Annotated in this window: 11 protein-coding genes; 3 read left to right on the forward strand and 8 right to left on the reverse strand. The window is 35.5% G+C overall.

The window, feature by feature from the left end; translation table 11 throughout:
• Positions 1-71: 71 nt before the first annotated feature.
• Complete coding sequence (locus tag XYLOR_RS00340; protein WP_374057281.1) at positions 72-446, forward strand: MerR family transcriptional regulator; 375 nt, start codon at positions 72-74, stop codon at positions 444-446.
• Between the two features lie 179 nt (positions 447-625).
• On the opposite strand, the gene XYLOR_RS00345 is transcribed toward XYLOR_RS00340, so the two are convergent.
• The 8 genes from XYLOR_RS00345 to XYLOR_RS00380 all read right to left on the reverse strand — a co-directional run bounded on the left by XYLOR_RS00345 (position 626) and on the right by XYLOR_RS00380 (position 13597).
• A complete protein-coding gene (locus tag XYLOR_RS00345) occupies positions 626-2749 on the reverse strand; it encodes a RagB/SusD family nutrient uptake outer membrane protein (protein ID WP_036875947.1) in 2124 nt (707 codons plus the stop codon).
• A 23-nt stretch (positions 2750-2772) separates the two neighbouring features.
• The gene (locus XYLOR_RS00350; protein WP_036875949.1) at positions 2773-6081 is read right to left on the reverse strand and encodes a SusC/RagA family TonB-linked outer membrane protein; all 3309 of its coding nucleotides are present in this window, start codon (positions 6079-6081) and stop codon (positions 2773-2775) included.
• Positions 6082-6355: 274 nt separating this feature from the next.
• Positions 6356-7342: a pectinesterase family protein gene (locus XYLOR_RS00355; protein ID WP_036875952.1), complete on the reverse strand. Its 987-nt coding sequence runs from the start codon at positions 7340-7342 to the stop codon at positions 6356-6358.
• A gap of 33 nt (positions 7343-7375) precedes the next feature.
• Complete coding sequence (locus XYLOR_RS00360; protein ID WP_036875954.1) at positions 7376-9655, reverse strand: RelA/SpoT family protein; 2280 nt, start codon at positions 9653-9655, stop codon at positions 7376-7378.
• A 129-nt stretch (positions 9656-9784) separates the two neighbouring features.
• A complete protein-coding gene (locus XYLOR_RS00365) occupies positions 9785-11137 on the reverse strand; it encodes a lytic transglycosylase domain-containing protein (RefSeq protein ID WP_036875956.1) in 1353 nt (450 codons plus the stop codon).
• A 27-nt stretch (positions 11138-11164) separates the two neighbouring features.
• On the reverse strand, positions 11165-11800 hold the full coding sequence (locus XYLOR_RS00370) for a DUF5683 domain-containing protein (RefSeq protein WP_374057292.1): 636 nt from the start codon (positions 11798-11800) through the stop codon (positions 11165-11167).
• Between the two features lie 131 nt (positions 11801-11931).
• The gene (locus tag XYLOR_RS00375) at positions 11932-12831 is read right to left on the reverse strand and encodes a ParB/RepB/Spo0J family partition protein (protein ID WP_036875963.1); all 900 of its coding nucleotides are present in this window, start codon (positions 12829-12831) and stop codon (positions 11932-11934) included.
• Between the two features lies 1 nt (position 12832).
• Positions 12833-13597 carry a ParA family protein gene (locus tag XYLOR_RS00380; protein ID WP_036875966.1) on the reverse strand — a complete coding sequence of 255 codons (765 nt, stop codon included), beginning with the start codon at positions 13595-13597 and terminating at the stop codon, positions 12833-12835.
• A gap of 119 nt (positions 13598-13716) precedes the next feature.
• Here XYLOR_RS00380 and surE point away from each other — a divergent pair, with 119 nt between their 5' ends.
• Both surE and lpxB read left to right on the forward strand, forming a co-directional pair.
• Positions 13717-14484 (forward strand): 5'/3'-nucleotidase SurE, encoded by a 768-nt coding sequence (surE, locus tag XYLOR_RS00385; protein WP_036875969.1) that lies wholly within the window; start codon positions 13717-13719, stop codon positions 14482-14484.
• Positions 14485-14494: 10 nt separating this feature from the next.
• Positions 14495-15634, forward strand: a complete 1140-nt coding sequence (gene lpxB / locus XYLOR_RS00390; protein ID WP_036875971.1) for a lipid-A-disaccharide synthase — start codon at positions 14495-14497, stop codon at positions 15632-15634.
• The last annotated feature ends 35 nt before the right edge of the window (positions 15635-15669 follow it).

Genomic DNA, 15669 nt, shown 5'->3' on the forward strand with positions numbered 1-15669 from the left:
TTATTTTAAATTTCTTCTAAAAGTGTTGCAAAGATACTGCGTTTTCATTATTTTTGCAAATAATTTAATAAATGATTGATAAAAAAGGTGTTATCATGGAAGGAAATATATCAAAATCACGTAAGTTGTACTATTCTATAAGTGAAGTTGCTGATATGCTGGGTGTTAATGCCAGTTTAATAAGGTTTTGGGAAAATGAGATCCCTACTTTAAAGCCTCAGACAATAAAGGGAACTAATATACGTAGATATGTAGAGAAAGATATAGAGCATCTTAAGGTTGTTTATAATCTTGTTAAGGTTCGTGGTTTTAAAATATCAGCGGCTAAGAAGATGCTTAATGCAAACAGAGAAGGTGTAGACAAAAGGGCTGAAGTCTTAGAAAAACTTGCATGTGTAAGAGATGAACTGATAGAAGTAAAAAAGCAACTTGAATACCTTACATAGTATTTGGTAATTGTAATTTTTTTTATTTGCTCTTCCTTAAATTTTATTTTTATATAGATATTTTGAGCATTTTATTTAATGAAATTACCACAGAATTGTAATTAACTTTATTCTATATTTAAAATAAAAAAAGACTGTTTTCATAATAAAGAAAACAGTCTTTGATTTTATTTGTTTATTTATTGCGCATTAGAAGAGAACCCATAGCCGTTAGTGACGCCAGCCGTAGAACAGGTCTCTGAAGATAATGGAACGAGATAAATAGGAGGTGTATTTGCTACGCATCCGCTTAATATATAAGTATTATAATCTACTTGATAAGTTAATAATGTTTTTCCCCATTCAGTTTTTTTGTATCCACTTGCTTCAAGGGCTTTAGCTTCTGAACCTGCAGGATCTATATAGTTAAATAGACCCTTAATAGCTAAATTAGTTGCAGTTCCTGTAAAGCCGTATGCTTCCCAATTATTATTTTGTCCTCTCCATCCAGGGAATAGAATAGGATCTGTTGTGTCTGTACATTGACCGGTAAGCCTATAACCTTTAAGGCTCTTAGCATCAACATCTTTTATCCATATATAATTTGAAATTTGATTACCATTAGGGAATGTGTAATATCCTTGAGTACTAAGTCCATTAAGCATAGCTGACGTCTTTGCATGGAAATCTGTATTCGCGTCTTGTAACATTCCGGTACGGATTAAATCATAACGGCGCATTCCTTCTCCTCCGAATTCCAACTTACGCTCTTGTAAAATGGCCTTTTTTAGACCTCCGCAATCTGTTATGAATTGACTGACATTGCTTAGTGTTGGTGTCTTAAATGCACGGTTGTGGACTTGAGCAAGGTATGTGTTAGCTAAAGAAGTGTTTTGTACTGTAGTACCATCCTCTGCATAAACTTCGGCTAGCATTAATAATATCTCTGAGAAGCGCATGTATGGATCATTGATACCAGACAAACGTTGCTTTGTAACATATGGTTTATCCATTCTGTTATCATCCCATTTGTTCAATACTATACCACCGCCGTCAGATTTACTGCCAGGTTTAAATGATATAAGTTTTTCAACACTTTTTCCTGTACTGCCAGTTACAGTACATGTTACATCCCGCCGCATATCATTAGGGTCGAAATCTCCATAATAGTAAATAGGGTTAAAACGACTTTGACCATAACTTTTACAAGGATATCCATTACTTGAACCACCACTTGAAGGACGTCCAAAAGCATATGGTCGTTCTGTCTGTACTCCTTGTGTTTCGACAATTTCGTAGATACTCTCAGAGGAGTATGTCTCAGAAGAAGCGTCGTCCATCATTGTCTGTTGAAATACATATTGGTATGGATTTCCTGAACATACACCAGATCTTGGATCTGTAGTACATAATGATGCGGCACCATGGTTATCTACACAGTCTTGTAAATATTTAGCTGCAATAGTATAGAATTTTGCCCAGTCAGATCTTCTTCCATAAGCACTTTTTGTTGTTGCTGATGTAGAAATATTGTTGAAAGTTATGGTTTTTCCTTCTATATCCTTATAGAAATCATTACCAAGATCAGTGCGTCTTGTTGCGTAACCACCAGCATATAGGCATATTCTTCCTATAAGGCCATCTACATAATTACGACTCATTGTGTTTTTTGTTGTTGATGTTACATAATACATGTATGGTTCAACACGCTGCAGGTCGTTTAGTACGCATTCGTATATAGAATCGCGTGGTGTTAGTCCATTTGCTTTTTGGCCTGTAACGGTAGTGTAGGGTACATCGCCAAAGAAACGGCATAGTTCCATATAACAAGTTGATCTTAAAGCCACAGCCTGACCGTAAAGGTCGGACATTACACTTGCTGACCCAGAATTCATATATTCTTTATATGTATCTGTAGCCTCAAATTGGCCAATAAGTGTATTACAAGTAGATATGATGGAATACAAATTATTATATGCCGTCTTAAAGTTTCCATCAATATCTATATTATATGAAGAAGTTCCTCCTGGATATAAATTTTCAGGAATTTGTCTGGCAGCTTGCGCGTCCCATGCTTCTGGATGTCGCTCAGAATCAGAACCACCAATTACAACATCATAAAATACTCCGTTAGAGTGAACAGAACCACTTGCTCTCCATAACTCATATGCATTGTCAAGTGCTAATTTAGCTGTTCTAGGATTAGAGTATACGAAATCTGGCGTGGCTGTTGATGGGGATGATGTATTCAGATAATCACTACAGGATGTTGTCATACCTATAATGCTGACACCTAATATAGTATATTTAAATATATTTTTCATTTCTGTATTTTTTAAAGGTTTAACTAAAAGTCAAGATTCAGACCAAATGTGAATGAACGAGAGCGTGGATAAGAACCGAAATCTAGTCCAATTGTAGGATATTCAGAACTGTTCATGTCTTCTTTTGTATTTACTTCAGGGTCAAGGCCTGAATAACCTGTAATGCAGAATACGTTGCTTGCTGTTGCGTATATTCGACAACGCTGAATTCCAATTTTAGATGTGAGTGATTTTGGCAATGTGTAACCTATTGTGAGTGTATTTAGACGCAAGTAATCAGATCTTTCAACAAATGTTGATAATGTTACACCGTTCTCATAATATGGCAACCAATATTCTGCTCCTGCATTAGCAGCGTTAAGCTCTTCTGGTGTAGTCAACGGATGTAATTCACCATTTTCTACTGAATAGATTTTATAGCATTTATTTGCTATGTCAAGTCTATTACAGCCAAACGAATTGTCTTTGTTTCCATATAAAGAAGAAAGCGCAGTAGCATTATATACATGTCCGCCGAATGCATATGTAAATGTAGCTCCAAAGTCAACGTTCTTATATCTAGCCGCAATATTGAATCCTCCTGTATGCGCAGGTGTAACTTTTCCTAAGTCTGTTATATCATTTTCATCAATTTTGCCATCTCCATTTTCATCATGGATTTTGACTGCTCCGGGAAAAGCATTTGCGTCTGTAGTAGTGGCCGCCCCATTCGAATCTTTTGTCGTTTTCTTAACAAGAAAATTCTTACGACCATTGTAGGTTCCCATAAATGTTCCTTCATCAGGCACATTGTCTTTTAATGTATAAGTCTTTGTTGCTGCATCATAGTTAAAGTCATTAGTTGTATAGAAGCCATCGCACTTATAACCGCGAATTAATCCAACAGGAGATCCTACTCTGAATGCATAATCATATAGTGGCTGTGTGGCACTAGAAGCCCATTTAGATGAATAACCTGTAGTTACACCATCGGCAAGTTCATCAATATTATTTTTATTATAATTGTATGTACCTGATATGTTAAGAGAGAAGTCTTTAGTATTTATAATATCATAATTAAGCCCAAGCTCGATACCTTTATTTGATGTTCTTCCTACATTCTGATATTGGTAAGAATATCCAGTTGAGGCATCAATAGGCACTTTCATGAGCAAATCTTTTGTATAGTTCCAATAGAAATCTACACTACCAGATAATCGATTATTGAAAAGACCAAAGTCTACTCCAATATTTCGTGAAACTGTTGTTTCCCATTTTAGATTTGGATTTGATTTTAGACCGGTAGAAGAGAATTGTAATCCACTTTGTCCATTTGTTATAACTTCTTGCATATCATAAGTCTCCTGCCATAAGCTTGAATTGATATTATCAGATCCAGCTTCACCATATGAGAGACGCAGTTTTAAATTGCTTAGCCATTCTGTAGTTGATTTCATAAACGGCTCATCAATTATTCGCCATGCGAAAGCAGCAGCAGGAAAATAGCCCCATTGCTTATTAGGCGCAAATTTAGAAGAACCATCTGCACGGAGGGTTGCAGTAATGAGATATCTGTCTAAGTAAGCATAGTTGGCACGTCCGAACCATGATTTTGTTTTGTTTGGTATGCCTACTGAATTATTGAAGTATGTATAAGGGTCATTTTTTGCATACATACCAATCATGCCAAAGGCTTGATTCATATCGAAAGTTATTGGATAGTTTGCTCCGACCATCGTTTGTGAATCTGACTTTGAAGCCAATAGTTCACTACCAAGTAGAACAGATAAATTGTGAGCTTTACTTAAACCTTGAACTTGATAATTTAATGTGTTGGTGAAAGATAAACGCCATCCGTCTCCTGTTCCCAATTTTGCATACGAATAACCTTTTGTCCAGTCTGAGACAAGTCCTCCATCCCAATATTTGGATTTACTCCAGTTCCGGCCTACACCTAATTCCGTTTTATATGTCAAACCTTTAATGATTTCCCATGTCAAATCGAAGGTACCATGTAGGGCCTGTCTATCATTAATACTTGTTATATCATTTGAAACAGCTAATGGACTTTTTGCTGGGTCCATAAGATTACCACCGCCATTTCCGAATCCTGTATTATAGTCACCATCTCCAAAGAACTTTTCGATTGGACAGAATGCATAAGCATATGATAATGCTGAACCGCGGCTATTTACCATTCCATCAGAGCCTTGAACTTCTACTTCATGATAGCGAACATCAGCGTCAAAGGTAAGATTCTTTAGTAGTTTCTGTTTCAGTTTTAAGTCAATGTTCCAACGGCTGAAACCTGATTTATCTTTAATACCCTTATCATTAAGGTAACCGGCATTAAAGACCATTTGTGTTTTATCAGTACCTCCTGATATAGATATGTTGTGGTTCCATGATGTTGTTGTCCTCAACAAGTCATCTGTCCAGTTGTGCCCATTTACATTAGCATAGTCATTAAAATGATTTCCATATGCACTTCCTAAGCCAAAACATTTTGCAACTGCGTCACCATAAGATCCAGATACTGTTTGCATCGCAGCACCATAACTCCATAAATCCTCAACATAGTCTTGAGCATCTTGACCTTTTAGGGTCTTTGCTGCTTTATTGATTTGCATGTAACCGCTATACGAAACTCTAACTTTACCTTCCTTAGCTCCTTTTGTTGTGACAAGTATCACACCATTGGCACCACGTGCACCATAGATTGCTGTAGATGATGCATCTTTTAATACATCAATACTTTCGATTTGTTCAGCTGGTATTTCAGAAATGCTGCTTGTAGGAACACCGTCTACGATGAAAAGAGGGTCGTTACTTTGTGTGATAGAACCACCTCCTCTGACGCGTATAGATACGTTAGCCCCAGGACGGCCATCTTGTGATGTTACTGACACGCCAGGAAGCTTTCCTTGTAATGCTTGAGAAACATCTGCGACAGGGATGGCTGTTAGTTTATCACTGTTTACAGATGCAACGGAACCTGTTAAATCGCGCTTTTTCATTGTTCCGTAACCAATAACTACAACATCATCCAAAGACTTTGAATCATCTTTCATTACTACAGTAATATTTGTTCTGCCGTTTGTCGAAACGGTTTGAGTTGCACATCCGATGTATGAGAAAACGAGTTGTGCGTCATTCTTTACATTCTGTAATGTGAAATTACCATTCAAGTCTGTAGCTGCGCCAAATGACGTGCCCTTAACTTTCACAGTAACACCTATCATGGGATCGCCGTTTGAGTCTTTTACAGAACCAGTGAGATTCTTTTGAGCAAAAGTTACCAAACAAAGCATACTCAATAATAGTGTTAGTGAGATTCTTCTTAATTTGTACATAAAAGTTTGTTTTAGTTAAACATTAGTATAGATTATCTTTCAATTAGATTTAAGATATGGAGGCAAATTTATATATTTTATTTTTAATAAAAAAATATTTTTTAAACAAAATGCTTTTTATAGTAAAAAAAATCCAATTATAAAAAACATGACTGTGTAAATTTTTGCCATATCAATAATATCTGTTATATGACAAAAATATAATTATTTTTTATGTTTAAATAGTTTGTATATTAGATAGATTACCTTTTATTAAAGGCAAAACTATGACTTTTTAGTCCTGTTTACGAGGTATCCAGTTACTATTTATTTTGAATACATTTTGTAGCGTTATCTTATCGGCGTCTTTTCTCGTTAATTGGTGGCTCCATTGAACTCTTGTTGATGTTTTTGCACCTTCACCATTGTTATTGTATTCAAAATATCTAGCGGTCTTTTCATTATCAGGATTGCTCCAATTGAACCATCCCTCTTGACGTATATGCTTACCCATGTTGCAATTCATAAATAAGGTATATGCGTAAGGCCTCCAAGGACGTCCCAAGTATACTTTGTCTACACCTTCAGCTGCGTGTAGTTTACAATGGTTGAAAATATATCCATATTGTATGTCGGCAGGGGTTGATGCAGCAGTGATATAAGAATTGATTTTACTAAATATGTCGCAATTCTCAAACCATGCAGTGGATGGACCAAATATGAAATCAGTTGTACCTTCTATATAACAGTCTTTGAAGTATAGGCGAGTACCTGCCGTACCAGTGTATATTGTGTCTTGGTTTCCAAGAAAACGGCAGTTTATGAAAACCAACCTGTCTCCTTCTGTATGGAGTGCAACAGCTTGTCCTAGTCTTGCGGCATTATTCTCAATCGTTATGTTTTTGAATGTTATATCATTACCTTCCACTTTTATTGTATATGTGCGGAAAGTTCCCATCTTCTTGTCTGTACCGGGAATAACTATGTTAGCATGGTCATCGTAAGTAATAACAGTGTTATCTTTGTCTTCACCTACAATTTCTATATTATTAAGCCATTGAGGTACTATAAGTTTTTCCTTGTATGTACCTTTCTTAACGTATATCACTTTATGGTAGTCCATGAAGGCACGACAGACTTCTAATGCTTCATCAATGGTGCGGAATTGTCCTGTTCCATCTCTTGCTATAATAAGTGTATCCGGATTATCGTATTTATTTGCAGAACTCGCTTTTATTCCAAATGATAAAAGAAAAACTGTTAATAGTAAAACTTGTTTCATGGGATTTAATTTTTAGTAGTTTGATTTTGTCGTTTACATAATTTGTGATATCTCTTTCAAATTATCTATCTTTTTAAGGTTATCTATAATAGTTTTTACATCATCACGGTCATGAACTTTCAATTCAAGTGAACCGTCAAATATACCTTCATTGCATGATATGGTTAATTTGTGTATGTTGACATTCATTTGCTCTGAAATTATTTTTGTTACCTCATTTAGTAACCCTATTCTGTCTATTCCTTTTATTTCGATTGTTGCATCAAAAAATAGTTTTTTATGCATTTCCCATCTTGCATCAAGGAGACGATTACCAAAGCTGCTTTTAAGTTTTGTGGCAACAGGACAAGCGCGCTTATGTATTTCAATTTGATTTTTATTGTTGATATATCCTAATACGTCATCACCAGGTATTGGATGGCAACAATTAGGAAATATAAATGTACCAATAGATTCTTCATTTATATATATTGGTCTTTTGCGATTGAAATTTTCACCTACAACGAGAATCTGTTGTTTTGATATTTCGTCTTCTTCTTCAGCTCTTTTCTTCTCTCTTGCTAAAAATGGTACATATCTTCTCCACCCAGCAGACGTGTTACTTTTTTTCTTTCCCTGTATTTCGTCTATGTCTTTACTATCTAGTATTATTGTTTTATCACCTAAAGCTAAAAATAGTTCTTCTGTATCATTTAGGTCATGAAATCTACGTAATGTATCAAGAACATGCGATGTAACTTCTATTTCGTTTTTCGCCATAAATTCATTTAAGATTTCTTCACCTTGGTGTTGTACCTCACGACTATCTCTTCTAAGTATTGCCTGTATTTTAGCTTTTGCCTTAGCCGTTGATACAAAGTTTATCCATGATTTTTGTACGTGTTGTGATTTAGAAGTTAAGATTTCGACTTGATCACCACTTTTTAGTTTATGACTTAGAGGAACTAGTTTGTGATTAACTTTAGCACCTATACAATGGCTACCAAGAAATGTATGTATTGAAAAAGCAAAATCCAATGCTGTACATCCGGCAGGCATAGTCTTAATTTCTCCTTTAGGTGTAAAAACAAATATTTCAGATGCAAACAGATTCAGTTTTATAGCATCTAAAAAATCCATAGCATCAGGTTGGGGATCATCAAGAATCTCTTTTATTGTCCTTAGCCAATCGTTAAGTTCTCCTTCATCTTCTGTGATTTCACCTCCTTCTTTGTATTTCCAATGAGCAGCAAATCCCTGTTCAGCTATTTCATCCATGCGATCAGAGCGAATCTGGACCTCTATCCATCTTCCTCGTTTACTCATTAATGTTACATGCAGAGCTTGATAACCATTGGCTTTAGGATGATTTACCCAGTCGCGTAAGCGGTCTGGATGTGACTTATAGATCTTGTTTATTGCTACGTATATTTTGAAGCATTCGTTTACTTCATCTTCTCGTTTTTCCGGGGTATATATGATTCGTACAGCTAGAATGTCGTATATTTCATCAAAAGTCACGTGTTTATTCTGCATTTTATTCCAAATAGAATAAGGGCTTTTTATGCGAGCTTTGATTTCGTATTTTATAGATAAATTATCGAGTTCTTCTCTTATAGGTGCAGTGAAATCATCAAATAATGATTCACGTGACAATTTGGTAGATTTTAGCTTGTCTTCTATCTTTTTATAATCATCTGGGTGCTCAAATTTGAAACTTAAATTTTCTAGTTCTGTCTTAATCTTGTTTAATCCAAGTCGATTGGCGAGTGGCGCATAAATGTATAGAGTTTCTCCTGCTATCTTGTATTGCTTGTTAGCCGGTTGACTAGCTAAAGTCCTCATGTTATGAAGCCTATCACAAATCTTTATAAGGATAACACGTATGTCATCACTCATTGTAAGCAATAACTTTTTGAAGTTCTCTGCTTGTGCCGAAGCCTGTTCACCAAAGATACCACCTGATATTTTAGTTAGGCCGTCAACAATCTGTGCTATTTTAGGCCCGAAAATATTCTCAATGTCTTCAATAGTGTAGTCTGTATCTTCTACAACGTCATGCAAAAGAGCAGAGCAGATACTTGTAGATCCCAAACCAATTTCTTTGCATGCAATTTGTGCTACAGCAATTGGATGCATAATATATGGCTCACCGGAAAGACGTCGCACGCCTTTGTGAGCTTGGCGTGCAAAATTAAAAGCTTTTGTAATTATATCCACTTTTTTACGGTGGCGCGACTCTAAATAGGTATCAAGTAGATGCTTGAAGGCATCATCTATCATTTTGTCGTCTAATTTTTCTCTTTCTGTCTCTTTCCGTATCTGGTCGTCCATACTTTTCTAGTTGGTTTGTTTAACAGTATTGTTGCAATATGCAAAAATGCTTATACTTGCAAAAGTACAACTAAAAAATGATAATATCACAAACTTTTCTTGAAAATTTGTGATATTACCTTTATTTTATTATTTCACCTTTATCTTTTTACCAGAGCGTATATTCGTGCCTGAAATGCCATTAAGTTTTCTCAGCTTTTTCACTGTCGTATGGTGCTTTTCTGCTATTTCAGATAATGTCTGGCCCTCCTTAATTGTGACACTCTTATTCACATGTGATTTTTTATGACTTTTACTTTTCCTTCGTCTAAAATCAGAATTATTATTTGAATGTCTACTATAGCTGTACCTGTGGCTATTATATGAAGCAGGAACCTCATCCTTTACGTCAACCTCAGTGCGCTTTTCTTGTATATCTTTCGACTTATAGTTATAAACAGAATCTTCATTGTCAATAAATTTATTTATTATTGATTCAGGCATTCGTATTGTTGATGGCTCAGTAGCTCCATCCACTATATCTCTACGATATTGTGGGTTAAGTGTTCTTAATTCATCCATACTTATACCACAAACTGCTGATATCTGTGCCAAATTAATATTTTTACTGACAATAACAGTATCTGACTTTTCAGGAAGTTCTGATTTAAGAGGACATATGTTATGGTCGCAATAGTATGTCATAATGTAGTTTGCTGCAATAAAAGCAGGTACGTATCCTCTTGTCTCTTTAGGAAGATATGGATATATTTTCCAATAGTCTTTTTCACCATTAGACCTTCTCATTGCTTTACTTATTTGATCAGGTCCGCAGTTATAAGCAGCAATTACAAGATTCCAGTCTCCATATTCTTTGTATAAATCACTTAAATAGTGAGCGGCAGCATATGACGCTTTTATAGGATCTCTGCGTTCGTCTACTAATGTGTTTACTTTAAGATCGTATCGCTTGCTTGTCTTAATCATAAATTGCCAAAGTCCTGTTGCACCTACACGTGATATAGCATTAGGATTTAGCGCTGATTCTATTACAGGTAGATATTTAAGTTCTAAAGGTAGACCATAAGTTTCTAAGGCTTGTTCAAAAATTGGCATATAAAAATTCTGTGCGCCAAGCATATATGCTACAGAACGACGTAATTTGCCACTGTATCTATCTATGAACTTTTGTACTACATCATTATAAGGCATCTCTATAATTGATGGTATCCTACTTAGTCTTTTAATATATACTTCTTTTGAAAAGACAGGATTAACATCCTGCATGTTACAGTTCGTATCTGCAGCTAAATATTTTTTAGAGTTGAAGAGATTCATCAGGCTGTCGCTACTTATTGTCATAGCTTCAGGAAGTTCAATGACTTCTGTCTTTCCTTTCTTGTCGGTTACTGTAATTTGGTTGTTATTATTATCTTGAGCCTTGACAACACAATTCCCGATAAAAAAAATCGCGATAGCGAGTAATATAATTTTCTTCTTCATATTTTTTCTATAAACAGTATATTTTAATTAAAAGTTTAGGCAGCATTGTAATCCTATAGCTGTTGAATTTAAAGGATTCCTTGATTGCTGATTATTTATTGTTGTGGGTCTTATTTTCATACTGAGATCTTTCGAAATATCGAATACAGACAATTCTGCATCAACATAAGCATCAATAACAGATAATGCATAAACTCCTATCAGGCAAAAGAAACTTAAATCTCTATAACGTCTATAGTAGTCTTTACGACTTTTAAAGAGACTCTTATATCTTTCGAGGTTTTCGCTCGTGATAGTTGTGCCCAAATGTAAAAATGTATTGTAACTTTGAGTTGTCGGATCGTTATCCATAATGTCCAGATATGCCTGTGAATAATCTTTATACATCTGATTATTCCATTTCATGGCATAAATACATCCAATAAAACCACCATAAATAATAGGCAGTTTCCAATATTTTCTATTATATATTTGTCCGGCCCCTGGTAAAACGATGGCAAGCCAAAGTGCACGCTGTGGACTAGGTCTCCATGTTGCCCAATCTCTTTTTGAGCTTTTAATATTTAAAGTATCGCGTTTTGAAAATTTAGCACTGTCTTCATATGCCAACTTTGATTTGCTTTCTGATGCTACACTCTTTTTTGTGTTGATAGAATCACTCATAACGATTGTACTTTTAGTTGCTTTCAAAGCTTTTTTATCGCTTTGTGCATGGATGCATTCAGTTTTTGCTATTAGCAAAAAGCAAATGGCAATACATAAACGTATAAGAGTAGATATTTTAAATTTCAATTTTATTGTTCCTTATCCTTTAGATTGTCAAATATTGACATAATACGAAGCAGTTCATCTTCATCAGAAAAAGAAATACTGATTTTCCCTTTTCCTTTTGGTGAGCAGGACATCTGTATCTTAGTATTAAAAAATTTGGACAGCTTGTCTTTTAGCATGTTGAATTCTTCAGGCATCTGTTGCTTTTGTGAAATCTTCTTATTACCGGATTCTAATGTTTCTCCATTTTTAAGCATTTGTACCATTTCCTCAACCTTTCGAACAGTATATCCATACTTTTTTATCTCATTGAAAAGCTTAACCTGTAAAGATGGACTATCTAATGAAAGCAATGCTTTTGCATGTCCCATGTCAATTTCTTTTTTCTGTAAGGCCATTTGAACCTGTGCTGGCAGCTTAAGTAGTCGAAGATAATTGGCTATTGCTGCGCGGCTTTTACCTACACGCTCAGATACTCGCTCTTGAGTCATACTACTGTCTTCAAGTAGATGCTCATAAGCTAAGGCAATCTCAACGGGATTCAGATCTTCACGCTGGATATTCTCTACAAGAGCCATCTCCATTACGCTCTCGTCTTTTGCAGTACGAATATATGCCGGTATGGATTTTAGCCCTGTTATTTGAGATGCTCTCCATCTTCTTTCGCCTGCAATTATTTGAAAACGGTTTTCAGCAACCTGACGTAGGGTGATAGGTTGGATAATTCCGATTTCGCGTATGCTATTAGCTAATTCTTGAAGCGCCTCTTCATCAAATTCTCTACGTGGCTGGTTCGGATTTGCCTCAATTTGATCAATTGATATCTCATTTATTGTAGAAGAACCTTGAGTGCGTACGCCTTCTGTTGATATGAGGGCATCCAGTCCACGACCTAAAGCGTTGAATTTCTTGTGTACAGCCATTTTATTTGTTCTTGTTGATAATTTCTTTAGCCAATGCTAAATGGTTCTTTGAACCCGTTGAGTCTGCGTCATATAATATTACAGGCAAGCCATGGCTCGGCGATTCACTCAACTTAACATTACGCTGAATAACTGTTTTAAATACTAATTCTTGGAAATGACGTTTTACCTCATCATAAATCTGATTAGCTAGTCGTAGACGACTGTCGTACATAGTCAATAAGAATCCTTCAATCTCTAAACCTGGATTTAATTTACTTTTGATTATCTTGATAGTATTCAGTAATTTACTAATTCCTTCAAGTGCAAAATATTCACATTGTACTGGGATTATAACTGAATCGGCAGCTGTGAGTGAGTTGACCGTAATAAGACCTAATGAAGGAGAACAGTCAATTAAAATATAATCGTATTCGCTTTTTATTGGCTCTAATAGTGTCTTTATAACCTTTTCGCGGTTTTCCAAATTAAGCATTTCAATCTCAGCACCTACTAGGTCTATATGACTTGGTATGATATCTAAACCGTCAATATCTGTAGTGTATATGGCATCACGCACATCTGCATGGTCAATGATACATTCGTATATGGAACAGTCCACGTCCTTTATGTCAACACCCAAACCACTTGATGCGTTTGCTTGAGGGTCTGCGTCGACAACCAACACATTCTTTTCTAATGTGGCAAGTGATGCTGCCAAATTGATAGTAGTTGTAGTCTTTCCTACACCGCCTTTTTGATTAGCTAATGCGATAATTTTTCCCATATTATAAGTCTTACCAATCTATTCACAGATAATTTGGCTACAAAGTTACATATTTTGCGCGAGAAAAGAATAAATTAAACCTTTTTTCGTACTTTTGCACTCAAATTATACAGATAATTATGAAAATTAATAGACCTTTAATATTGATTTCTAATGATGACGGTTATTATTCCAAAGGATTGAAATGTCTCATTGATATGGTTTCGCAGTTTGCAGAACTGCTAGTCGTAGCTCCTGAATCTGCCCGCTCAGGTTTTTCGTCTGCATTTTCATCAACAACACCATTGAGGTTGAAATTGCGCCGCAAGTGGGATGGGGTTGAAATCTGGTCTTGTAATGGTACACCTGTTGATTGTGTAAAATTAGCTTTAAGTGAATTATGCGACCGCAAGCCAGATATGATCATAGGTGGAATAAACCATGGTGATAATGCATCAGTAAATTCTCATTATTCAGGTACAATGGGCGTAACGATAGAGGGTTGCCTTAAACGTATTCCTTCTGTTGCTTTTTCAATTTGTAATCATGATGATAATGCTGATTTTGAACCTATGCGTAATATTGTTCAAATTATTACCGAGAAGGTACTTGCAGATAAATTACCTGATGGTGTATGCCTTAATGTTAATTACCCTGTAGTAGACAAAATAAAAGGTGTACGCGTTTGTCGAATGGCACATGGTAACTGGGGAAATGAAGTAGTTCGCATGCATCATCCTCGTGGATATGATTATTATTGGCTTGTAGGTGAATATACAAATGAAGAGCCTGATTCAGAAGACACTGACAATTGGGCATTAACTCATGGATATGCAGCTATTACACCTACTACAATAGATGTAACTAGTTATGAGATGATAGACAAAATGAAAGATTGGAAGTTCTAATTTGCACTATATGAGATATTATTTAATAGTAGGTGAGGCTAGCGGAGATTTGCATGCTTCTCATCTAATGGGGGCTATAAAAGGGATTGATCGTGATGCTGAATTCCGCTTTTTTGGTGGGGATTTGATGTCAGAGGTAGGTGGTACGATGGTTAAGCATTACCGTGATTTGGCATATATGGGTTTTATACCAGTTCTTCTGCACTTACGTACCATTTTCCATAATATGAAATTGTGTAAGCATGATATAATTAAATGGCATCCGGATGTCGTTATTTTGGTAGATTATCCAGGCTTTAATCTTAATATAGCAAAGTATATTAAAGCAAATTCAGAAATACCGGTCTATTATTATATATCTCCTAAAATATGGGCATGGAAGGAACATCGTATAAAAAACATAAAAAGGGATGTTGCTGAGTTGTTTTCTATATTGCCATTTGAGGTTCCTTTCTTTGAAAAGCATAAATATCCTATTCATTATGTTGGTAACCCTACAGCATCAGAGGTATATTCGTTCATTAATAAATATAAAGAACAAAAAGAAGATTTCTGTAAACGGCAGGAACTTGATAGCAGGCCTATCATAGCCCTTCTTGCAGGCAGTAGAAAACAAGAAATAAAAGATAATCTTCCTGCTATGATGAAAGTCGCATTGCATTTTAAGGATTATCAAGTAGTTTTGGCAGGGGCACCTGCAATAGATTCTGATTATTATTTGAATTTCATTGATAATAAAGATGTAAAGGTCATTTATAATGATACTTATTCTTTGTTGGCTAATTCAGAGGCTGCTTTGGTTACAAGTGGTACCGCTACGCTAGAGACCGCTTTATTTAATGTACCTCAAGTCGTTTGTTATGAAACTCCTATACCGAAGGTGGCTAGTTTTGTGCGTCGCCATCTTATAAAGGTGAAATATATATCGCTTGTTAACCTTATTGCAAATAAGGAGGTTGTTAAAGAGTTAGTAGCTGATACATTTACATTGGAGAATATTAAAAAGGAATTGCAGTTAATATTGCCAGGTGGTGCTTTACGAGATCGTATGCTCTCTGAATATAAGGAGATATTCAAAATTCTAGGTAATGAGGATTCTTCAAAGAGAGCAGCAACTGCAATCATTGAATCACTTAAAAATCATAGTTAAATAATTAATACCTTAATAAAAAATGCTCCCTTTCT

Origin of the sequence: Xylanibacter oryzae DSM 17970 (assembly GCF_000585355.1) — a bacterium.
Taxonomy (GTDB): Bacteria; Bacteroidota; Bacteroidia; order Bacteroidales; family Bacteroidaceae; genus Prevotella; species Prevotella oryzae.